General features: G+C 67.4%; 19 protein-coding genes and 1 tRNA gene. 4 read left to right on the top strand and 16 right to left on the bottom strand.

Translation table 11 applies throughout. The features are described from left to right. Positions 1-21 precede the first annotated feature (21 nt). The 11 genes from QQK25_RS17285 to QQK25_RS17235 all read right to left on the bottom strand — a co-directional run bounded on the left by QQK25_RS17285 (position 22) and on the right by QQK25_RS17235 (position 11,796). Positions 22-957 carry a lipid II:glycine glycyltransferase FemX gene (locus QQK25_RS17285; RefSeq protein WP_284189050.1) on the bottom strand — a complete coding sequence of 312 codons (936 nt, stop codon included), beginning with the start codon at positions 955-957 and terminating at the stop codon, positions 22-24. A gap of 231 nt (positions 958-1,188) precedes the next feature. Then, positions 1,189-3,030, bottom strand: coding sequence for a dihydroxy-acid dehydratase (gene ilvD / locus QQK25_RS17280; protein WP_284189049.1), 1,842 nt, complete (start codon positions 3,028-3,030; stop codon positions 1,189-1,191). An 85-nt stretch (positions 3,031-3,115) separates the two neighbouring features. Further along, positions 3,116-4,243 (bottom strand): hypothetical protein, encoded by a 1,128-nt coding sequence (locus tag QQK25_RS17275; RefSeq protein WP_284189048.1) that lies wholly within the window; start codon positions 4,241-4,243, stop codon positions 3,116-3,118. 214 nt (positions 4,244-4,457) lie between these two features. Then, positions 4,458-6,080: a methyl-accepting chemotaxis protein gene (locus QQK25_RS17270; RefSeq protein ID WP_284189047.1), complete on the bottom strand. Its 1,623-nt coding sequence runs from the start codon at positions 6,078-6,080 to the stop codon at positions 4,458-4,460. A gap of 110 nt (positions 6,081-6,190) precedes the next feature. Next, a complete protein-coding gene (gene pth, locus QQK25_RS17265) occupies positions 6,191-6,796 on the bottom strand; it encodes an aminoacyl-tRNA hydrolase (RefSeq protein ID WP_284189046.1) in 606 nt (201 codons plus the stop codon). Positions 6,797-6,828: 32 nt separating this feature from the next. Then, a complete protein-coding gene (locus QQK25_RS17260) occupies positions 6,829-7,425 on the bottom strand; it encodes a 50S ribosomal protein L25/general stress protein Ctc (protein ID WP_153162113.1) in 597 nt (198 codons plus the stop codon). A 92-nt stretch (positions 7,426-7,517) separates the two neighbouring features. Further along, on the bottom strand, positions 7,518-8,468 hold the full coding sequence (locus QQK25_RS17255) for a ribose-phosphate pyrophosphokinase (RefSeq protein WP_284189045.1): 951 nt from the start codon (positions 8,466-8,468) through the stop codon (positions 7,518-7,520). Positions 8,469-8,540: 72 nt separating this feature from the next. Then, positions 8,541-8,617 (bottom strand) — tRNA-Gln (locus QQK25_RS17250). Between the two features lie 11 nt (positions 8,618-8,628). After that, positions 8,629-9,498, bottom strand: coding sequence for a 4-(cytidine 5'-diphospho)-2-C-methyl-D-erythritol kinase (ispE, locus tag QQK25_RS17245; RefSeq protein ID WP_284189044.1), 870 nt, complete (start codon positions 9,496-9,498; stop codon positions 8,629-8,631). A gap of 1 nt (position 9,499) precedes the next feature. Then, positions 9,500-10,060 carry a lipoprotein insertase outer membrane protein LolB gene (lolB, locus tag QQK25_RS17240; RefSeq protein ID WP_284189043.1) on the bottom strand — a complete coding sequence of 187 codons (561 nt, stop codon included), beginning with the start codon at positions 10,058-10,060 and terminating at the stop codon, positions 9,500-9,502. Continuing rightward, positions 10,057-11,796 carry a tetratricopeptide repeat protein gene (locus QQK25_RS17235; protein ID WP_284189042.1) on the bottom strand — a complete coding sequence of 580 codons (1,740 nt, stop codon included), beginning with the start codon at positions 11,794-11,796 and terminating at the stop codon, positions 10,057-10,059. The genes lolB and QQK25_RS17235 overlap by 4 nt, the downstream gene beginning before the upstream one ends. A gap of 172 nt (positions 11,797-11,968) precedes the next feature. Here QQK25_RS17235 and mutM point away from each other — a divergent pair, with 172 nt between their 5' ends. Further along, the gene (gene mutM, locus QQK25_RS17230; protein ID WP_284189041.1) at positions 11,969-12,778 is read left to right on the top strand and encodes a bifunctional DNA-formamidopyrimidine glycosylase/DNA-(apurinic or apyrimidinic site) lyase; all 810 of its coding nucleotides are present in this window, start codon (positions 11,969-11,971) and stop codon (positions 12,776-12,778) included. A 102-nt stretch (positions 12,779-12,880) separates the two neighbouring features. Continuing rightward, positions 12,881-14,833, top strand: a complete 1,953-nt coding sequence (locus tag QQK25_RS17225; RefSeq protein ID WP_284189060.1) for a dynamin family protein — start codon at positions 12,881-12,883, stop codon at positions 14,831-14,833. 79 nt (positions 14,834-14,912) lie between these two features. On the opposite strand, the gene QQK25_RS17220 is transcribed toward QQK25_RS17225, so the two are convergent. Genes QQK25_RS17220 through QQK25_RS17200 form a run of 5 tightly spaced genes read right to left on the bottom strand, consistent with a single transcriptional unit; the run spans position 14,913 to position 18,996 of the window. Continuing rightward, entirely contained in the window at positions 14,913-15,164 is a 252-nt protein-coding gene (locus QQK25_RS17220; RefSeq protein WP_153162107.1) for a YfhL family 4Fe-4S dicluster ferredoxin, read from the bottom strand. A 21-nt stretch (positions 15,165-15,185) separates the two neighbouring features. Continuing rightward, entirely contained in the window at positions 15,186-15,674 is a 489-nt protein-coding gene (gene coaD / locus QQK25_RS17215) for a pantetheine-phosphate adenylyltransferase (protein ID WP_153162106.1), read from the bottom strand. A gap of 35 nt (positions 15,675-15,709) precedes the next feature. Beyond that, complete coding sequence (rsmD, locus tag QQK25_RS17210) at positions 15,710-16,246, bottom strand: 16S rRNA (guanine(966)-N(2))-methyltransferase RsmD (RefSeq protein ID WP_284189040.1); 537 nt, start codon at positions 16,244-16,246, stop codon at positions 15,710-15,712. Continuing rightward, complete coding sequence (locus QQK25_RS17205) at positions 16,243-17,592, bottom strand: M16 family metallopeptidase (RefSeq protein WP_284189039.1); 1,350 nt, start codon at positions 17,590-17,592, stop codon at positions 16,243-16,245. Before QQK25_RS17205 ends, rsmD begins: the two co-directional genes overlap by 4 nt. A 27-nt stretch (positions 17,593-17,619) precedes the next feature. Continuing rightward, entirely contained in the window at positions 17,620-18,996 is a 1,377-nt protein-coding gene (locus QQK25_RS17200; protein ID WP_438696498.1) for a M16 family metallopeptidase, read from the bottom strand. A gap of 194 nt (positions 18,997-19,190) precedes the next feature. Here QQK25_RS17200 and ftsY point away from each other — a divergent pair, with 194 nt between their 5' ends. After that, a complete protein-coding gene (gene ftsY / locus QQK25_RS17195; protein ID WP_284189037.1) occupies positions 19,191-20,279 on the top strand; it encodes a signal recognition particle-docking protein FtsY in 1,089 nt (362 codons plus the stop codon). 165 nt (positions 20,280-20,444) lie between these two features. Continuing rightward, positions 20,445-20,823: hypothetical protein (locus QQK25_RS17190; RefSeq protein ID WP_284189036.1), on the top strand; the 379-nt coding region annotated here is incomplete at its 3' end.

Genomic DNA, 20,823 nt, shown 5'->3' with positions numbered 1-20,823 from the left:
GGTGCTTTGGCCGGGCCGCGATCAGAACGCGACCCACTCCTCGAGCAGGCGGTACTCGCTGCCGCGCAGCCCCTGCTTGAAGCGACCGTAGCCGTCGGACGACGAATAGCCGCCCAGGTCGAAGCGCTCGCAGCCCCGGGCCTGCATGGCCAGGGCCGCGTTCCACATCAGAAAGTTGCCGGCCTTCTTCTGGCGCGCTTCGGGGCCGAACCAGCCGACGAAATACTCGGCACTCCGGGCAAAGCGGAACACGATCATCCCGGCCAGGGGCTGGCCGTCGTGGAGCGCCCGGCACACGAAGACATCCTCCGGCGCCCGCTCCCGCAGCGCCCGCAGGAAGTCCGGCGACGTGCCGGCAAAGCCCTTGTCGCGCATGTTTTCCTGGTGACGGTCGAGCATCCAGTCGAAGGCGCAGGGCTTGTCGGAGATTTCGAACGCCAGCCCGCCCCGCTCGGCACCGTTGAGCTGGGTGCGCCAGGTGGGCGCCAGCCGCTTGCGCAGCGTAGCGGCATCCTCGGTCAGATCCAGCACCGCCGAACACCAGCCCACCGTACCGCGGGCGATGAAGCCGGCCTCCCGCAGCCACTGGCGATGCGCGTCCGATTCGCCGAGCCCCGGCGCCAGCACCAGCAGGCCACGCCGGCCGAAGCGCCAGCGCTTGCGCAGCGCCCCGTACACGGCGCGCACCTCCGCCTCCTGGGGCCGGAGCGCGAGAAACTGCGGCCCGCGATTGATCCGCGCCGCCACCGGCAGCCCCAGCAGACGCTTCACCAGCACCTGGCAGATCGCCACCGGCTGGCTGCCCTGCTCGAAGACCAGCCGCTCCACCCGCCAGCCGCCCGCCGCCTTGGCTTCGCCGTAGCCCCAGGCCTGGACGATCGCCGGCGCGGGCAGGCGTGCAAACAGCCGCTCCCATTCGTCGCGCCCCGTGACCGCGCGGATCTGGCAGTCGTTCACGGACGCAAGCGGCAGCGACGCCAAGGAAAAATCGCAAGAACCATGCTTCATGGAGGGATGGATTCGGGAAGTGGGCGGAGTCTACCCGTACATTTCCCTGGCACCCACGAAGCGTTTCACAACTGGACACAATCCTTCGGAAATCCGGCCTGCATCAGGACGAAATCCACACCGCAAAAGCAGAAAGCCCGGCGCGGGGCCGGGCTTTCCTTGCAGCGATAACAGCGAGGATCAGCGCTGGATCTGGGTGACGTCGCGAACCGCACCCGTGTCGGCGCTGGTGGTGAGCGCGGCGTAAGCCTGCAGCGCAGCCGACACCGCGCGCTCGCGGCTCACCGGCTTCCAGCCGCGGGCGTCCTGGGCTGCCCGGCGGGCGGCGAGCACGTCGTCGGTCACCGCCAGATTGATGCGACGGTTCGGGATGTCGATCTCGATCGTGTCGCCTTCTTCCACCAGACCGATGGCACCGCCACAGGCGGCTTCGGGCGAGGCGTGACCGATGGACAGGCCGGAGGTGCCACCCGAGAAGCGCCCGTCGGTGAGCAGCGCGCAGCTCTTGCCCAGGCCCTTCGACTTGAGATAGCTGGTCGGGTAGAGCATCTCCTGCATGCCCGGGCCGCCCTTCGGGCCTTCGTAGCGGATCACCACCACGTCACCGGCGACGATCTGGTCGGCAAGAATGCCGGCCACGGCGTCTTCCTGGCTCTCGAACACGCGGGCGCGGCCGGTGAAGGTCCAGATGGACTCATCCACGCCGGCGGTCTTCACGATGCAGCCCTTCTCGGCGATGTTGCCGTACAGCACGGCGAGCCCGCCGTCCTGGCTGAAGGCGTGGGCCTTGTCGCGGATCACGCCGTGGCTGCGGTCGAGGTCGAGCTCGTTCCAGCGGCGATCCTGGCTGAACGCCACCTGCGTGGGCACGCCGCCCGGCGCCGCCTTGAAGAAGTTGAACACGCCGGCGTCGTGGGCCTTCATCACATCCCAGGTGGACAGCGCTTCGGCCATGGTCTTGCTGTGGACGGTGGGCAAATCGGTGTGGAGCAGGCCGGCGCGGGCCAGCTCGCCCAGGATGCCCATGATGCCGCCAGCGCGATGCACGTCTTCGATGTGCACGTCGGCCACCGCCGGCGCCACCTTGCACAGGCACGGCACCTTGCGGGAGATGCGGTCGATGTCCTTCATCGTGAAATCGACACCGGCTTCCTTGGCCGCGGCCAGCAGGTGCAGCACGGTGTTGGTGGAACCACCCATGGCCACGTCGAGGCTGATGGCGTTCTCGAAGGCCTTGAAGGAGGCGATGGAACGCGGCAGCACCGAGGCGTCGTCCTGCTCGTAGTAACGGCGGGCGAGGTCGACGATGCGGCGGCCGGCTTCCTTGAACAGGCGCTCGCGGTCGGCGTGGGTGGCGACCACCGTGCCGTTGCCGGGCAGCGACAGCCCCAGGGCTTCGGTCAGACAGTTCATGGAGTTGGCGGTGAACATGCCGGAGCAGGAGCCACAGGTCGGACAGGCGGAACGCTCGACGGCGTCCACTTCCTCGTCGGAGCAGCTGCTGTCGGCGGCCTTGACCATCGCGTCGACCAGATCGAGCGAGATCACCTTGGCTTCCCACTTCACCTTGCCGGCTTCCATCGGGCCGCCGGAGACGAAGATCGCGGGGATGTTGAGGCGCAGCGCGGCCATCAGCATGCCCGGGGTGATCTTGTCGCAGTTGGAGATGCACACCAGCGCGTCGGCGGTGTGGGCGTTGGCCATGTACTCGACGCTGTCGGCGATCAGGTCGCGGGACGGCAGCGAGTACAGCATGCCGCCGTGGCCCATGGCGATGCCGTCATCGATGGCGATGGTGTTGAATTCCTTGGCGACGCCGCCGGCGGCCTCGATCTCGCGCGCGACAAGCTGGCCCAGATCCTTCAGGTGCACGTGGCCCGGCACGAACTGGGTGAAGCTGTTGACCACGGCGATGATCGGCTTTTCGAAATCGCCGTCCTTCATGCCGGTGGCGCGCCACAGGGCGCGGGCGCCGGCCATGTTGCGACCGGCGGTGGAGGTGCGGGAACGATACTGGGGCATCTCGGGAAACTCCGTCTTCAACTAATGGGGTGCTGCCAATCTTCCATTCTAGCGCGTTGAGCCGGTTCCGCCGCCCTGCTTTGTATCAATAACGTGCAGCCTCTCCGCCCACCGCCGGCAGGCCGCCGCTGCGGGACATCATCAGGATCACCCACAGCAGGATCAGCGACGCCGGATAGGCGAAATAGCGTTCGGTATAGATCGGCAACAGCAGCAGGTGCGCCACCACGAAAGCCGCCGGCACCAGCAGGAGCAGGTAGAGCGCAGCCCGATCGGCGTCGCGCCCACCGGCGCGCTTCAGCAATCCGAACAGCGCCTTGCGGTGGATGATCGCCAGGCAGGCCGCCACGAAATAGATCACCACATGCGGGCTGCGGGCGACGGTCTTGAGCATCCGCCCGTAGGCCGCGAGGTAGTCGGCGGGATTGGTGGAGACGACCAGCTTTGCCGGGTAGGGATCGAGGCCGATCAGCGTGAAGTGGAACACCGTGAGATAGCTGTAGCCCGCGTTGAGCTTGTTGTTGAGCACATAGGCCGCCACCGCCGCAACGACCCCGCCCACCGCGACGAGGCGACGCCCCTGCAGGAACATCACGCCCATCAGCAGCGCCGAGAACAGCACGAAATCCGTGCGTACCAGCGGCAGCGCCACTGCAAACAGGCAGGCCCACGGACTGCGTCGCAGCGCCAGCAGGGTCGCCGCCAGGGTGAAGGCGCAGGCCATCGCATCGGGCGTCGACAACTGGGCGAGCTCACCATAGTTGGCGAGGAAGACCACGCCCGGGATCACCCACAGCGACACCCCGACCGACGCGGCGATCAGCCCCAGCAGCAGCACCGACACGGCCTGGAAGAAGGCCGCGATGAGATAGGACGAGCGGGCGTAATCCACGCCAGCCTTGTGGGCGAGCTCCATCAGCCAGACGTAGCCCTGGCGGATCGTATAGAAGGGCAGTTGCTGCTCCAGCGACACCGGATCGCTGCGCACCGTGCCGCCGTAGGGGCCGTTGAGCAGCGCCGACAGGCGGGCGGGGCCGATCTCGGCGCTCACGTCCGCGTAGGTACGCTGCGCCAGCGCCTCGCCCCGCAGCCCCTGCTTGTAGTGGGCGGTCGCCACGTAGCCGACGATGTCGAAGTTATAGGCCGGCCGCAGGGCTCCGACGAGAAAGATGGCAATCGCCGTCGCCAGCACGACCAGGTAGCGCAGGAGCATGGGTTCCCTTGAATCAGGTTCTGACGACCATCGCCGGGTAAAGCCGGAGGCAGTGCATCCAAGCTTTCAATTGTGGCGAATTGTCACGTCCGCGCAAGCATGTCGGCCACCCGGGGCGTGATGTTTTCCCGCTCACCCGGCATTTGTCATTCGCCCATGACAAGAAGGCCGGATCGATCCGGCCTTCTTGCGGGGCTGAGGCAGCGCCGACGGATCAGACCCGGAAGCGGGACACCGTCTGCTGGAGCTGGCTGGCCAGGGTTTCCATGTCGCGGGCGGCGCGGGCCGTGGATTCGACGGCGGAGTCATTCTCGCGGGCCGTGGCGGTGATGGCGTCGATGCTCTCGACGACAGCCTCGCTGGCCCGGCGCTGGTTCTCGGTGGCAACCGCGATCTCGTCGAGCCCACGCCCGACGGCAACCACGGATTCGTTGGCCGACTCGATGGCGGCAGACACGGTGCCGACGGCCTCCCGGCTTGAGGCCAGGTGATCGAGCCCGGCATGGATGGCGTCGCGTACCGCCACCGACTGACGGGATATCTGCGACGTGACCGCATCGATCTCACCCGCCGAGCGGGCTGACTTTTCGGCCAGCTTGCGCACCTCGTCGGCCACCACGGCAAACCCGCGGCCCTGTTCGCCGGCCCGGGCAGCCTCGATGGCGGCATTGAGCGCGAGCAGATTGGTCTGGTCGGCGATCTCCCGCACCTCGCGGGTCATGGTGGTGATGACCGTGGTGGACTGGACGAACTGCTCCACCGAATCCGCCATCTGGCGAACGGCGTCTTCGGCGTGATTCACCTCGGCGACGAGGGACTCCAGTGTCTTGCTGCCCTCCCCGGCCCGACGCAGGCTCTCCTGGGAGCGCTGATGAACCTGCTCGGCGCTGGCGGTGACATCCAGGATATTGCCGGTCATCCGCGACACGGCCTCACTCGCCTGATCCGACTGATCATGCTGCCGGCGCGACCCGTCGATCACGCGGGCCGCACCAGCAGCCAGCTCGTGGGACGATCCGATCACCCGCCCTGCCGCCTCACTGACCTGTCGAACCAGCTGGGCGATGGTCCCCAGCATCTCGTTGAAGGTAGAAGCCGTCTGGCCGATTTCGTCGCTCCCGGACACCTTGAGACGGCGGGTGAGGTCACCCTCGCCCTTGGCGATCTCGGCGAGACTGCGGTTCATCTCGTTAAGGGGGGTGACCACGAAACGATGCACGAAGAAGCCCACAAAGGCGATCAGCGGCAGGGAGATCAAAGCCGCCGCAACGATGCGTTGCCACATGAAACGCTCGACCGCCGCATTCACCTTGTCGAGGGAGACCTTCATGCTGACAAGGCCGAGCACCGTCCCCGCCGGCACCTGATGGCAGGCGATGCAGTTCTTGCCGAGGTAGTTCTCGGACGCGAGGGCCGGTTTGACCACCCGCAGGTATTCGCCAGCCTGGGCATCGCGCTCGACCTGCACGAACGGCTGGCGGGTCGTCATGGCGGCCTGTTCGTCGGCGTCCAGCGCCGGCTGGCTGCGGGAGCCCGCACCGAACTGGCGGGAAACCGCTTCGCCGCGGATCACCTGCAATTCGCGGATCACGCTCAGCTGCTTGATCTGGTCGAGAAAGACCTCCCGCTGGCCGACCGTGCCGGTGATCATCATCCCGGTGAGCCCGGCCATCGTCATCTCGTGGATCGAGTTGGCGAAATCCTGAGCCTGATCGATGGCGGTTTCGCGATTGACCCGGGTCTCCCAGGCGATCATGCCACCCCAGGCGATGACCAGCATGAGCCAGATGGCTCCGGTCAGTCGCAACCAGATTGGCGTATCCGACAGCTTGCGCATTTGCAGATCCCTTCCCTCGAACGGACACAGCGGGTGTCCATCCCCTTGATGGGCGGGTCTACGGCGGCCGGGTGACAAGCTTTAAGCCGATACGCGATTTTTCGCGCTGGCTACGCCTGACGTGTCGGTTTGGGTGCGGCGGGACGGGTGTTGAGACGCTGCGTGGCGGCGTTCCAGTCGGCCTTGGCCATCAGCGGCCAGGCGACGAGTGCGCGATCGAGGGATTCGTCGATGAGTTCGGACTCCTCGCGCCGGGGCGGCTTGAGGACGAAGTTGACCACTTCGTTACGGTCGCCCGGATGGCCGATGCCAACCCGCAGGCGCCAGAAATCCTGGGTGCCCAGATGGGCGGTGATGTCCTTGAGGCCGTTGTGGCCGCCGAGGCCGCCGCCAAACTTGAGGCGCAGCTGGCCCGGAGGAATGTCGAGCTCGTCGTGGACGACGAGGATCTCGGCCGGATTGATCCGGTAAAAGCGGGCAAGCGCCGCGACCGACTGACCGGAACGGTTCATGAAGGTCTGGGGCATCAGCAGCCACACGCCGTCGTTGCGGGCGTTGGCGGCGAGGCCGTGGAAGCGCGCTTCCTTGCTGAATGAGACGCCCAGCTCGCGGGCCAGGCGCTCACAAAACCAAAACCCGGCGTTATGCCGGGTTTCAGCGTACTCCGCACCGGGGTTGCCAAGGCCGACGATGAGCTTTGGTGCAAGCTGGCTCATGGCGTCAGTGGCCCTGCAACCCCGAGGGACGATCAGGCAGCCGGGGTTTCCTCGGCGGCATCGTCGCCACCGCGGATCGCCAGGATGGTGGCCACGACCGGGTCTTCACCGTGGGTCAGGGCCTTCACGCCTTCCGGCAGCGTCAGACCGGACACGTGGATGGAGGCGCCGCTCTTCAGGTCCTTCAGGTCCACTTCGATGAATTCCGGCAGAGCGCCCGGCAGGCACTCGACGGTCAGTTCGGTGTACGGGTGGGAGACCATGCCGCCTTCGAGCTTGACGCCCGGAGCGATGTCAGCGTTGATGAAGTGCAGCGGCACCTTCACGTGGATCTTGTGGGTGGCGTCGACGCGCTGGAAGTCCAGGTGCAGCACTTGCTGCTTGTACGGGTGCCACTGGGTGTCCTTCAGGATCACGGACTGCACGGCGCCGTCCAGGTTCATGGACAGGACGGACGAGTGGAAAGCCTCGTTGCGCAGGGCGTGGTAGATCTCGTTGTGGTCAACGGAGATCTGGATCGGCTCACCGGAACCGAAGACGATGGCGGGGACGCTGCCGGCACGACGCAGGCGGCGGCTCGCACTCGAACCCTGCACTTCGCGCTTCTTGGCGTTGAATTGAATGGTCATTACAACTACTCCAGGTTGGATCGCCCGTCCGCGACCAGACGGGCGTGGAAAAAAGCCGGCGGGCTTGCGCCCACCGGCTCGAATACTTTGGCTTACTCGTTGAAGAGCGAGCTGACGGATTCTTCGTTGCTGATCCGCAGGATGGTGTCGGCCAGCAGTTCGCCGATGGACACGGTGCGGATGCGCTTGCAGGCGCGGGCCTCGTCGGACAGCGGGATGGTGTCGGTGACAACCAGCTCGTCGAGATCCGATTCGTTGATGCGGCTGATCGCCGGGCCGGACAGCACGGCGTGGGTGGCGTAGGCCATCACGCGCTTGGCGCCGTTTTCCTTGAGGGCCTGCGCGGCCTTGCACAGGGTGCCGGCGGTATCGACGATGTCGTCCATGATCACGCAGGTGCGACCTTCGACTTCACCGATGATGTTCATCACCTCGGAGACGTTGGCCTTCGGACGGCGCTTGTCGATGATCGCCAGATCGCATTCGAGGCGCTTGGCGAAGGCCCGCGCGCGCACCACGCCACCGACGTCCGGCGACACGACCAGCAGGTCTTCGATTCGCTGCTTTTCGAGATCGTCGAGCAGGACCGGCGCGGCGTAGATGTTATCCACCGGGATATCGAAGAAACCCTGGATCTGGTCGGCGTGGAGATCGACGGTCAGCACGCGCTGCACACCCGCGGCCTGCAGCATGTTGGCCACGACCTTGGCGGTGATGGGCACACGGGCCGAACGGGGACGGCGGTCCTGACGGGCGTAGCCGAAGTAGGGAATCGCTGCGGTGATGCGGCCGGCCGAAGCCCGCTTGAGCGCATCCACCATGATCAGCAATTCCATGATGTTGTCGTTGGTGGGAACGCAGGTCGGCTGAAGGACGAAGACGTCCTTGCCACGCACGTTTTCCAGCAGTTCTACATTGACCTCGCCGTCCGAGAAACGCCCGACAGTGGCGGAACCCAGAGACTTGCCCAGGCGCCGCACGACATCTGCGGCGAGCTTGGGGTTGGCGTTGCCGGTGAAAACCATCAGGCTGCCCGAAGCCATGATCACCTCACGTTGCTGCTAAAAAAGATGCAAAAAACAAAGCGGGCAGGCTTTCGGCCTGCCCGCTGAATTTGGCTGGGGAAGAAGGATTCGAACCTTCGAATGCCGGAATCAAAATCCGGTGCCTTGACCAACTTGGCGACTCCCCAAGAAATCGTTTTCACACTTGCGCGACCCAACCCTTCAGCGGGTGACTGTCAAGCCCTTTGGCAATCCAGACATCCCAACCTTCCGGGGCCTTGGCCCTGACCTGCTCTGCCACATCCTTCGAATCGAAGGGAGCGAAGATGCAGGCCCCCGAACCGCTCATGATTGCTGCCCCATACTGCGACAACCACCCTAGCGCTTCAGCCACTTCGGGAAACAGCTTGCAGACCGCTGCCTGCATGTCGTTTCGCGTTTCGTGTGTTGCGAAGCCCCGCATTATTAGGGGTTTGCTATCCCGTGTCAACCCTGGCGCAGAAAAAATTTGAGCGGTGGGCACCGACACCTTCGGCGCGACCACCACGTACCACGCCGGCGGCACGTCGAGCGCCTGCAGCGCCTCGCCCACACCCTCGGCAAAGGCCGTCTCGCCGAACACGAAGAAGGGCACGTCCGCGCCCAGGGTGAGGCCGATCTCCTGCAGCCGCTGGCGCGACAGCCCGCAGCCCCAGATCCGGTTGAGGGCGATCAGCACGCTGGCCGCATCGGAGCTGCCGCCGCCCAGCCCGCCGCCCATCGGAATGCGTTTCTCCACGCCGATGTCGGCGCCCCAGGGCGTGCCGCTGGCGGCCTTCAGGGCCAGCGCGGCGCGCACCACGAGGTCGGATTCAGCCGGCACGCCGGGCACGTCGGTGGTGCGGCAGACCTGCCCGTCGTCGCGACGCTGCAGGGTGATCTCGTCGCCCCAGTCGATCATCCGGAAAGCCGTCTGGAGCAGATGATAGCCGTCAGGGCGACGCCCGATGATGTGCAGGAACAGGTTGATCTTGGCCGGCGCGGGCACGGTCACTGGCGCGGCGGGGTCGAAGATTTCAGCAGTCGTCATCTCAGGGGTTCCAGGCATCGACGATCAGGCGCAAGCGGGTGTCGCCGCGGTGGACGTCGAGCTTGCGCGGCAGGGCGTCGGGCGCCTCGCCGGTGTAGTCGGTGTAATCGATGGTCCAGCCCTGGTCCACGACGTTGCGCGGGCGGCCCTGGGTGTCGACGGTGCGCACCTGGGCGCCGGCGCCGGGCCGGGCGGTGACCCAGCGCGGCAGGCTGGCGAAGGGCGCCTCCACGCCGAGGAGCGAACCGGCCAGCTCGGCGGCCGAGGCGGCCTCGAAGCTGCGCCCATCCGAGAGCGTCATGCGGGCGCCGCTGGCGTCGGATTCGATCCGCGCCAGGCCCTGCCCCAGCGGGCCGGTGAACAGCCATTCGTCCCGCGGGCCGTCGTGCTGCCAGTCGAAGCCCACGGCAGCGCTGCGTTCGGCGTCGCGCACCTGAAGGCGGCCTTCGACGGCGAAGCGCGTGATCTCGGCGGCAGGCGCCATTTCGGCCGGCGGTGTGCGCAGGGCCGGTGCCGCGCAGCCGACGAGGCCGAGCGCAAGCATCAGGACAGCGGGCTTCAAGGCTTGAACTTCTTGATGACGTCGGCCAGCACGGTGTTGTCCGGATGGGCCTTGGCGGCGTCGCGCCAGGTCTTCGCGGCCTCTTCCTTGCGGCCGAGCATCCACAGCACCTCGCCCAGGTGGGCGGCGATCTCGGGATCGGCCCGCAGGCTGAAGGCCTTCTGCAGGGTTTCAAGGGCGTCAGCCAGCTTGCCGCGGCGGTACTGGGCCCAGCCCAGGCTGTCGATGATGAAGGGGTCGTTGGGGGCGAGGGCCAGGCCCTTGCGGATCAGCGTCTCGGCTTCGTCGAGGCGCAGGTTGCGATCCACCAGCGAGTAGCCGAGGGCGTTGTAGGCGTGGGCGTGGTCGGGCTTGAGGGCGATGAGCTTGCGCAGCCGACCTTCCATCACCTCGACCCGCCCGATCCGCTCGGCCATCAGGGCCGATTCGTAGAGGAGATCGGGATTGTCGGGGGATTGCCGGAGCGCATCGTCGAGCACCGTGAAGGCGTCGTCGTTGCGGTTGGCGTCGCGGAGCAGCTGGGATTCGAGCAGCACGTACTGCACCTGATCGGCCGGCGTGGCCTCGCGGGCAAGCGCCTGAAGGTGGGCGCGGGCATCGCCAAGCTTGCCCCGGTTGGCCAGCACCTGGGCGATGCGCCCCTGGGCCGCCACGTACTGGGCGCCTGGCTCGACCGCCTTGTACCAGGCGATCGCGTCGTCGGGACGCTTGGCCTCCTCGGCGAGCTGGCCGAGATAGACCCGCACGGTGTCAGGCTCGGGAAAGCCCAGCTCGAGCAGCCGCTTGAAATACCGCTCGGCCGCCGGTCGGTCGCCCTGTTGCATGGCGAGCAGGGCCGAGGCGTGCACCACGTCCCGGTCGTCGGGCGAGCGCTTGAGGAGTTCGTCGAACTGTTCCCGCGCCGGGCCGAACTGCTTGGCGGCCACCAGCAGGCGAGCCAGGGTGATGCGCGGCTCGCGGGCGTCGGGATGGGCGGCGACGTAAGTCCGGAGCGACTCGATGCCCTTGCCGGGCGAAGTCTCCTGGAGGAGCTGGGCCTCCAGCACCACCGCCTGCTCCCAGTCGGGACGCAGGCGCAGGGCACCTTCGAGGGCCTGGGCGGCGCCTGCGGCATCGCCGGCCGTGTAGGCCGCGTTGGCGCGGGCGAAGTGGGCTTCGGGCTGGTCGAGGTAGGGCTGGGTGAGGTCATTCACCAGCCGGCGGATCAGCGCCTTGTCGGGGATGCGGGCGAGGCCGCGGTTAAGCCCAAGCAGCGCAGGACCGACCTTGTCGCCCAGCCGCGCCAGCGCCGACGCGAGATGGGTTTCGAGCTCCTCGATGCGGGCGCTGCTGGCGGCGGCGCCGGAGGCCAACTGCTGGGCCTGCAGCGACGTGGGATCGAGCTCCAGCCACAGGCGGGAGGCGTCGCTGGCGAGATCGGTCTGACGGGCAAACACGGCCATCTCGGCGGCACGCCGGGCGATGCGGGCGTCGCGGGTCCGGCGGGCGAGATCCAGATACGACTGGGCCGCCATCACGCCCTGGCCGCGGGCGCCGGCCACCTCGGCGAGCATCAGCTGGTAGAGGATCTGCGGCGTGAGCTCCTGCCCCGGATAGGCCGCCTTGCCCTCGGTCGCCTCGACGCCCCCGGCATCGAGCGGCTGCTGGGCGTGGGCCGTGCCGGCCAGCAGGCCACCTGCAAGAAACAGGGCGGCAAGCAGACGGGCCGGGCGCGCAAGGCGGAAAGATGGCTTCATGGAAAATGACTCGGACTGGACTGTCGGTTCAAGGCCCGACGCATCGGGCAACGGCTGCGTGAGCTTGGATCGCGCCGCTACAATAGGGTTCGCCCGATGTTAGGCGCTTTCCCGAAGGCCAGCAAGCAAGCGGTCTTCGCTCCTTTCGCCCTGCCCCGCAAAGCCCGTTGCCATGCCCGAACTCCCCGAAGTCGAGACAACCCGCCGCGGCATCGCCCCGGAACTCACCGGCCTCGTCGCCACCGGCGCGGTGATCCGCAACGGCCGGCTGCGCCACCCGGTGCCCGCCGATCTGGCCGAGCTCCTCACGGGCCAGCCCCTCGTGGCCGTCGAGCGGCGCGCCAAGTACCTGCTGCTGCGCTTTTCCACCGGCAGCCTGGTGGTGCACCTGGGGATGTCCGGCAGCCTGCGCATCGTGCCGACCGATCTGCCGCCCGAGAAGCACGACCACCTGGACATCGTCTTCGGCCCCCGCGCCCTGCGCCTGCGCGATCCGCGGCGCTTCGGCCTGGTGCTGTGGCAACCGGGCGAGGCGCCCCACCCGCTCCTCGCCAGCCTCGGCATCGAGCCGCTGGACGACGCCTTCGACGGCCCGTGGCTGCACAAGGCCAGCCGCGGCCGGCGCACGCCGGTGAAGCTCTTCATCATGGACGGCAGCGTGGTGGTGGGGATCGGCAACATCTACGCGTCGGAGAGCCTGTTCCGCGCCGGCATCGACCCGACCACGCCGGTGGGCGAACTGGGCCCGAAGCGCTGCGCGCGGCTCGTGGCGTGCATCCGCGAGACCCTCGCCGACGCCCTGGCCGCCGGCGGCAGCACGCTGCGGGATTTCGTTGGCAGCAATGGCGCGCCGGGCTACTTCCAGCAACAGTATTTCGTCTACGGCCGCGACGGCGAGGCCTGCCGGCACTGCGCCACGCCGATCCGCAAGCGGATCATGGGCCAGCGCGCCACCTTCTATTGCCCCCGCTGCCAGCGCTGAAACCATTCCGGCGCGGGGCGATCCCGTTTATGCTGTCAACTCGCAAAAATTTGCCGGTAATGCGGCGCGTGGCCAGGAATCAAGCTCGTGAAAGACGCCCAAATGCTTGCTGAACATTTCTCCGCCTACACCCAGTGGCGCGGAGACGTCGCCTCGGGGATCGGGGAGCTCCGCAAGTGGCTGCAGGAGAACGAGATCGGCGATGCCCAGTCCGATCTGCGCCTGCAGTATCTGCTCGACCGCCTGCGCGAGGACAAGCTGATCGTCGCCTTCGTGGCCGAGTTCTCCCGGGGCAAGTCCGAGCTCATCAACGCCGTGTTCTTTGCCGGCTACGGCAACCGCATCCTCCCCTCCAGCGCCGGGCGCACCACCATGTGCCCCACCGAGCTGCAGTGGAAGGAAGGCGACCAGCCCGAGATCCGCCTGCTGCCCATCGAAAGCCGCAAGACCAACGCCAGCATCACCGAACTCAAGCGCTACCCCGAGGAGTGGCAGATCCGCCCCCTCGACACCAGCTCGGCCGAGAGCCTTCAGCAGGCGCTGGCCCAGGTGGGCGAGACGCGCATGGCCACCGTCGCCGAAGCCGAGGCGCTGGGCTTCCCCATCGACGGCAGCGGCGACAAGGGCATCCGCCCCGACGCCCAGGGCAAGGTCGAGATTCCCCTGTGGCGCCACGCCATCATCCAGTTTCCGCACCCGCTGCTCGAGCAGGGCCTGGTGATCCTCGACACGCCGGGCCTCAACGCCATCGGCGCCGAACCCGAGCTCACCCTCAACCTGCTGCCCAACGCCCACGCGGTGCTGTTCATCCTCGCTGCCGACACCGGCGTCACCCAGAGCGATCTCGCCGTGTGGCGCGAGCACGTCAATGCCGGGCGCCGCCAGCGCGGCCGGATCGTCGCCCTCAACAAGATCGACGGCCTTTGGGACGGCCTGCGCACCGACGCCGAGATCGAACGCGAGATCGCCGGCCAGGTGGCCAGCGTCGCCAGCACCCTCGAGATCGACCCGTCGCAGGTCTTCCCGGTGTCGGCCCAGAAGGGCCTGGTCGCCAAGGTGAGCGACGACACCGAACTGCTGGAGCGCAGCCGCCTCGTCGATCTCGAGCGCGCCCTGTCCACCGAACTCCTGCCCACCAAGCGCGACATCGTCCGCGACAACACCCACGGCGACGTGGCCGACATCGTCAGCCGTTCGCGCGAACTCCTCAACGCGCGCCTGACCGGCCTGCGCGAGCAGCTCCAGGAACTCACCGACCTGCGCGGCAAGAACCAGAACGTCATCGAATACATGATGCGCAAGGTGCGCTCCGAGAAGGACGAGTTCGAGGAAGGCCTGCAGAAGTACTACGCCGTGCGCAGCGTGTTCTCCAACCTCTCCAACAACCTCTTCGGCCACCTGGGCCTCGACGCCCTGCGCGACGAGACCCGCCGCACCCGCGAGGCGATGCTCGACGCCGCCTTCTCCCGCGGCCTGCGCGAAGCGATGAAGGGCTTCTTCCAGCACCTGCGCGGCAACCTCAAGAAATCCACCGACGAGATCGGCGAGATCTCCAAGATGCTCGACGCCATGTACAAGCGCTTCACCGTCGAGCACGGACTCAAGCTCGCCGCGCCCACCGCCTTCTCCACCCTGCGCTACGAGAAGGAGATCGAGCGCCTCGAGGAAGCCTTCAACAGCCAGTTCAACACGGTGCTGACCATCGTCACCACCGAGAAGCACACGCTCACCCAGAAGTTCTTCGAGACCGTCGCGGTGCAGGCCCGGCGCACTTTCGAAGTGGCCAACCGGGACGCCGAGCAATGGCTGCGGGCGGTGATGGCGCCCCTCGAAACCCAGGTGCGCGAATACCAGCTCCAGCTCAAGCGCCGCCTCGAGAGCGTCAAGCGCATCCACCAGGCCACCGACACCCTCGAAGACCGGGTGCGCGAACTCCAGCAGGCCGAGGAGACCCTGGTCATCCAGCTGCGCGAAATCGGAAAGCTGGCCGACCAGATCGAACAGGCCCTCGACATGCCCGTGGCGCCCGGCGCGCCTTCCGCCCTGGCGGCCTGATCCTCCCGGGCCGTAAAAACACAAAAGCCGGCGCACCCGAAGGTGTCGCCGGCTTTTTGCCGTTCTGGCGCGCGACTGCTTACTTGTCTGCGGTCAGGCGGAGGAACTTCTCCATCAGGTCGTCCTTGCTTTCCGGGTGTTCCGGATTGAAGGGGATGCAATCCACCGGGCAGACCTGCTGGCACTGGGGCTCGTCGAAGTGGCCGACGCACTCGGTGCACTTGTTCGGGTCGATCACGTAGATTTCATCACCCTGGGAGATGGCGCCATTCGGGCACTCCGGCTCGCAGACGTCGCAGTTGATGCACTCGTCGGTAATCATCAAGGCCATTTTGCTTGTTTCCTTCGTTACTTACTGTTTGTTGATCTTGGTGAGCAGCCGCGCGTTGACGCTCGGCTGCACGAATTTGCTGACATCACCACCGAGCCGCGCGATCTCGCGCACCATGGTGGCGGAGATGAACATGTACTCGTCGGCCGGCGTCAGGAATACCGTCTCGACGTCCGGGTAGAGCTTGCGGTTCATGCCGGCCATCTGGAACTCGTACTCGAAATCCGACACCGCCCTGAGCCCGCGCAGGATGACCCGCGCGTTGTTCCGGTGCAGGAAATCCATCAGCAGGCACGAAAACCCCTGCACCTCGACGTTCGGGTAGGGCGCCAGCACTTCCCTGGCGATCTCCACGCGCTCCTCGAGGGAGAAGATCGGCCCTTTGCCGCCGCTCGCCGCCACACCGATGATGAGCTTCTCGAACAGACGGGAGGCTCGGCGAACCAGATCCTCGTGTCCGCGGGTGAATGGATCGAAGGTGCCCGGATAAACCGCGATACCGTCCCTCATGCAATGCCCCTCCCGGCCGGCGAGATCGACGTCGATCAGTCGGCGCGGGCGAAGAGGTGGTAATACACCTGTCCGGCCGAGCCGTGCTTGATGCGCGTCAATCGGTCGATGTTGTCGATTTTGTATTCCGCTTCCACATAGACCAGCCCCCCGTCGCTGAGGAGTTTCGGCAGGAGCGGCGCGATGCGATCGATCCAGCCGGCCCGGTAGGGCGGGTCGACGAACACGACGTCAAAGGGCTGGGCCGTGGAACGGGCGAAGTTTAGCGCATCGCCCCGCACAATCTGTACACACGTCGCCCGTAGGGTTTTCGCGTTGGCCTGCAGCGCGGCCAGCGCGACCGGGTCCTGCTCGATCATCGTGACGCTCGCCGCCCCCCGCGAGGCCGCCTCGAAGCCCAGCGCGCCGCTGCCGGCGAAGAGATCGAGGCAACGCAGGCCGTCCATCTCCTGGCCGAGCCAGTTGAAGAGCGTCTCGCGCACCCGATCCGGCGTGGGGCGCAGGCCCTTCACGGTGCGCACGTCGATCAGGCGCGAGCGCCAGTCGCCGCCGATGATGCGGATGCGGCTCAACGGGCGGCTCCGTTTTTGGGCGTGGCGGTCTTGTCGCCATCACCGCCGACCACTACCGTCACCAGATTGTCCTGGGACACGTGGCGGCGGAAGGCATCGCGGATCTGCGCTGCGGTAACCGCGCGCACCTTGTCGCGCCAGGTGTCGAGGTAATCCAGCGGCAGGCCGAAGCTGCCGATGGCCGCCACCTGGTCGAGCATCTTGCGGTTGGAATCCAGGCGCAGCGCGAAGCCGTTGATCAGGTTGTCCTTGGCGGCCTTCAGCTCGGCTTCGGTCGGGCCCTTGGCGAGGAACTCGTCGAGGGTCGCACCGACCACCTTCAGCGCATCGTCGGTCTGGCTGCCCTTGGTCTGCAGGCCGATCTGGAACGGGCCCACATCACGCTGGGGCGCGAAGTAGCTGTACACGCTGTAGGCGTAGCCGCGCTTCTCGCGCACTTCGCCAGTGAGCCGCGACACGAAGCCGCCGCCACCCAGGATGTAGTTGCCCACGAACAGCGGGAAGAAATCCGGATCGCCCCGGCGGATGCCCGGCTGACCGACGGCGATGTGGGCCTGGGCCGACGGGTGGGGCACGCGGATCACCTGGCGCGCCGGCACGGTGGTGTTGGCGGTCGCGGCCGGCGCCTCGCCCACGGGCAGATCGGCCACCAGCCGGCTGGCGATGGCTTCGGCCTCGGCGCGGGACACATCGCCGACGATGCTCACCGTGGCCCGGGCCGAGGTGTAGTTGCGGCGATGGAAATCCGCCAGATCGTCGCGGCTGAGGGTCGTCACGGTGTCGACGGTGGGCGTGCGGCCGTAGGGGTGATCCGGGAAGATCGCCGCCGAGAAGCGCCGGGAGAGGATCGAATCCGGCTGGGTTTCGGCTTCCTTCAGGCCGGCGATGAGACGGGATTTCTCGCGCTCGACCGCGGCGGCCGGGAAAGTCGGCTTGCCGATCAGGGTGGCGAGCAGCTCCACTGAGCCGTCCCGCTCGGTGGCGGAACTGAGGGTGCGCAGGGACAGCGACGCGCGGTCCATGTCGGCACCACCGCCGATCTGGGCGCCGAGATCGGCGACGCGGTTGGCGATGGCATCTTCGTCGAGGTTGCCGGCGCCGGCATCCAGCAGGCCACGGGTCAGCCCGGCGAGGCCGGCCTTGCCGGCGGGGACTTCAGTGCCGGCGGCTCGGAAATCCACCTGCACGTCGACGATGGGCAGGGCCCGGCTCTCGACGAAGAACACGCGGGTGCCACCCGGGGTGGTCCAGTTCTGGATGGCCAGCCCGGCGCGGGCGGGGGACGAAATCAGGGTGGCGACGGTCAGCGCGAGGGCCAGACCAAAGCGTTGGCGAGGAGAGATCATCAGTCGATTCACCAGAAAAGCGGGGCGTCAGTGGTGATGGCCGCCGGCCGCCTGCGCCTTGGCGCGGGCCTGCGGGTCCACCGGCAGGGGATCAAGCTGGGCGACGGTGAGGTGGTCGTCGCTGAAATACTTGCGGGCCACAGCCTGAACCTCGGCCGGGGTCACCGCGCGGATGCGCGCCAGCATCTCGGCGTCGTTCTTCCACGACAGGCCGACCATCTCGGCCATGCCGATTTCCATGGCCTGGCCCATCAGCGAGTCGCGCTTGTAGACCTGGCCGGAGACCGCCTGGGCCTTCACCCGGCGCAGCTCGTCGTCGGAGACGCCGTCGGTCTGGATGCGGGCGAGCTCGGCGCGCAGGGCGGCCTCCACGTCGGCGACGGTCTTGCCGGCGGCGGGGGCGCCATCCAGCACGAACAGGGATTCGCCGCGGGCGGTGCCGTCGTAGCCGGCGCCGGCGGTCACCGCCACGCGGCTGCCGCGCACGATGTTCTTGGCCAGCCGGGCGCCGTCATAGCCGTCGAGCACCGCGGCGAGCACCTGCAGGGCGTAGTAGTCGCCATCCTTGTGGATGTCGCGCAGGGTGGGCACACGCCAGGCGAGGGCCACGTAGGGCAGCTCGGCCGGGGCCTTCACCACGGTGCGACGGGGGCCGGCCTGCTCGGGTTCGACGAGCGGCTTGCGCACCGGCAGGGCGCGGGCCCTGGCGTGGCCGTAGGTGCGCTCGGCTTCCTTGAAGACCGCAGCGTGATCCACATCGCCCACCACCACCAGCGTGGCGTTGTTGGGCACGTACCAGCGCTGGTGCCAGTCGCGGGCGTCCTGGGCGGTCATGTTGTCGAGATCGGACATCCAGCCGATGATCGGGCGGCGATACGGATGGGCCTGGAAGGCGGTGGCCATCAGCTGCTCGACGACCAGCGAGCGGGGCTTGTCGTCGGTGCGCAGGCGGCGCTCTTCCTTGACCACCTCGATCTCCTTGCGGAAACCGTCTTCGGTGATCTGGAGGTTGCTCATCCGGTCGGCCTCGAGCGTCATCATCTTGCCGAGGGCTTCCTTCGGCACCTGCTGGAAGTAGGCGGTGTAGTCGTAACTGGTGAAGGCGTTGTCACGCCCACCGGCTGCGGCCACCTGCTTGTTGAACTCGCCGGGGCCGACTTTTTTCGTCCCCTTGAACATCATGTGCTCGAGCAGGTGGGCCACGCCCGAGGTGCCATCCACCTCGTCCATCGCGCCCACCTTGTACCAGACCATATGTACCACCGACGGCGCCCGCCGGTCTTCCTTGACGATCAGCTTCATTCCGTTGGGAAGGGTGTGCTCGAAGGGATTGGCCCAGGCCGGCATGGCAAAGGCCACCGCCAGGGCGCCGGCAACGATGCCGGAGCGCAAACTGCGATTCATCATAGGCTTTTGAAGCATCTGGTAAAATTTGAAGATGCAGGCTGTCGGAAGCTTTACTGCCAACTCATTGCCCGCTGCGCCCCACGTGTTCGCGCGGCATCATAGCGGCATCCGACACCCCGGCCAACCGGCTTTGGCACGCGGCTTCGCGCGCTGACCGCCAAGATTCGACCCACACTCAGACCCGGCTCCTCATGTTTGGTTTCCTGAAGAAAACCCTCAAGGGCGGCGATACGCCTCCCGAAACGCCAACGCCGGAAACGGCCGCGGCCCCTGCCCAGGCACCGGCTCCCACACCCGCCGCCGCGCCGGCGCCTGCCCCCGAACCCGAGAAGAAGCGTTCGTGGATGGACCGTCTGCGCTCCGGCCTGTCCCGCACCCGCGAGCAGATCGGCGGCGGCCTCGGCGGCATCACCAGCCTGTTCTCCCGGCGCAAGATCGACGAGGAGTTCCTCGAAGAGCTGGAGACCACTCTGCTGATGGCCGACTGCGGCGTCGAAGCCACCCAGCACCTGCTGAAAGAGCTGCGCCTGCGCTGGAAGCGCGACAAGCTCGAAACGGCCGACCAGCTCCAGGGCGCACTGCAGGAAGGCCTGCTGTCCATCCTCCAGCCGCTCGAAAAACCCCTCGAGATCAGCAGCCACAAGCCCTACATCATCATGATCGCGGGCGTTAACGGCTCGGGCAAGACGACCTCCATCGGCAAGCTCGCCAAGCACTTCCAGAACCAGGGCAAGAGCGTGCTGCTGGCCGCCGGCGACACCTTCCGCGCCGCCGCCCGCGAGCAGCTGATGACCTGGGGCGAGCGCAACGGCGTGGCCGTCATCGCCCAGGAATCCGGCGATCCGGCCGCGGTGGTGTTCGACGCGATCAGCGCCGCCCGCGCCCGCAACATCGACATCGTGCTGGCCGACACCGCCGGCCGCCTGCCCACCCAGCTGCACCTGATGGAAGAGATCGCCAAGGTGCGCCGGGTGATCCAGAAGGCCGAGCCCTCCGGCCCCCACGAAGTCCTGCTGGTGCTCGACGCCAACATCGGCCAGAACGCCCTGCAGCAGGTCAAGGCCTTCGACGCCGCCATCGGCGTCACCGGCCTGGTGCTCACCAAGCTCGACGGCACCGCCAAGGGCGGCGTGGTGGCCGCCATCGCCCGCCAGAGCCCCAAGCCCCTGCGCTTCATCGGCGTGGGCGAGCAGATCGACGACCTCCAGGCCTTCCGCGCCAAGGAGTTCGTCGACGCGCTGTTCACCCCGGTGGGCGGCAACGCCGACAACCAGGGCTGATCCACCCGCCATCCTCGGCGGGGCGCCCGCCCCGCGAAGGATGGCGCCGCCGCACCCTTCCGCGCGATTACGGCGTGCGCTGCCGCCTTCATTGGCCTATGCTGGTCAAGTGAAGGGGCGGCAGCAGTCTTCCAGGCATCCCGCCCCCGCCCAGGAGTGCCGCGGATGTCTCCCTCAGCCAGCCAGCCCCCGCTTCCGGCGGCAGCCCCCCGACTCACCCTCGCCCGCTGGCTGCGCATCGGGCTCCTGCTGTTCGTCGCCCAGGCCCTCGCCCTCGGCCTGCAGGCCCTGCTGCTGATCCACAAGGAGGGCGAGCTCCTCACCGGGCTCACCGCCTCGCGCATCGGCATCGCCGCCGACGAAGTCCGCGCCACCTTCACCCGCAGCGCCGCCAACGGCCTGACCCTCGCCGAAGCCCGCGGCGTCGCGCGGCTCCTGCCCCGGCTCGTCGCCGACGACGCCGACATCACCGCCATCCACGTCTTCGACAGCCACCGGCAGCTGCGCTTCGCCCTCGGCCCGGGCGAGCCGCCCGCCAGCGCCG

This window comes from Zoogloea oryzae, assembly GCF_030161255.1.
In the GTDB taxonomy this organism is placed as follows: domain Bacteria; phylum Pseudomonadota; class Gammaproteobacteria; order Burkholderiales; family Rhodocyclaceae; genus Zoogloea; species Zoogloea oryzae.
This window is presented reverse-complemented; position numbering and strand designations above follow the sequence as displayed.

What these genes read in the sequence shown, in the direction of transcription:
- ilvD (WP_284189049.1), bottom strand. Translation starts at nt 3,030, where the DNA reads ATGCCCCAGTATCGTTCCCGCACCTCCACCGCCGGTCGCAACATGGCC.
- QQK25_RS17275 (WP_284189048.1), bottom strand. Translation starts at nt 4,243, where the DNA reads ATGCTCCTGCGCTACCTGGTCGTGCTGGCGACGGCGATTGCCATCTTT.
- QQK25_RS17270 (WP_284189047.1), bottom strand. Translation starts at nt 6,080, where the DNA reads ATGCGCAAGCTGTCGGATACGCCAATCTGGTTGCGACTGACCGGAGCC.
- pth (WP_284189046.1), bottom strand. Translation starts at nt 6,796, where the DNA reads ATGAGCCAGCTTGCACCAAAGCTCATCGTCGGCCTTGGCAACCCCGGT.
- QQK25_RS17260 (WP_153162113.1), bottom strand. Translation starts at nt 7,425, where the DNA reads ATGACCATTCAATTCAACGCCAAGAAGCGCGAAGTGCAGGGTTCGAGT.
- QQK25_RS17255 (WP_284189045.1), bottom strand. Translation starts at nt 8,468, where the DNA reads ATGGCTTCGGGCAGCCTGATGGTTTTCACCGGCAACGCCAACCCCAAG.
- ispE (WP_284189044.1), bottom strand. Translation starts at nt 9,498, where the DNA reads ATGACGACTGCTGAAATCTTCGACCCCGCCGCGCCAGTGACCGTGCCC.
- QQK25_RS17235 (WP_284189042.1), bottom strand. Translation starts at nt 11,796, where the DNA reads ATGAAGCCATCTTTCCGCCTTGCGCGCCCGGCCCGTCTGCTTGCCGCC.
- mutM (WP_284189041.1), top strand. Translation starts at nt 11,969, where the DNA reads ATGCCCGAACTCCCCGAAGTCGAGACAACCCGCCGCGGCATCGCCCCG.
- QQK25_RS17225 (WP_284189060.1), top strand. Translation starts at nt 12,881, where the DNA reads ATGCTTGCTGAACATTTCTCCGCCTACACCCAGTGGCGCGGAGACGTC.
- QQK25_RS17220 (WP_153162107.1), bottom strand. Translation starts at nt 15,164, where the DNA reads ATGGCCTTGATGATTACCGACGAGTGCATCAACTGCGACGTCTGCGAG.
- coaD (WP_153162106.1), bottom strand. Translation starts at nt 15,674, where the DNA reads ATGAGGGACGGTATCGCGGTTTATCCGGGCACCTTCGATCCATTCACC.
- QQK25_RS17205 (WP_284189039.1), bottom strand. Translation starts at nt 17,592, where the DNA reads ATGATCTCTCCTCGCCAACGCTTTGGTCTGGCCCTCGCGCTGACCGTC.
- QQK25_RS17200 (WP_438696498.1), bottom strand. Translation starts at nt 18,996, where the DNA reads ATGAATCGCAGTTTGCGCTCCGGCATCGTTGCCGGCGCCCTGGCGGTG.
- ftsY (WP_284189037.1), top strand. Translation starts at nt 19,191, where the DNA reads ATGTTTGGTTTCCTGAAGAAAACCCTCAAGGGCGGCGATACGCCTCCC.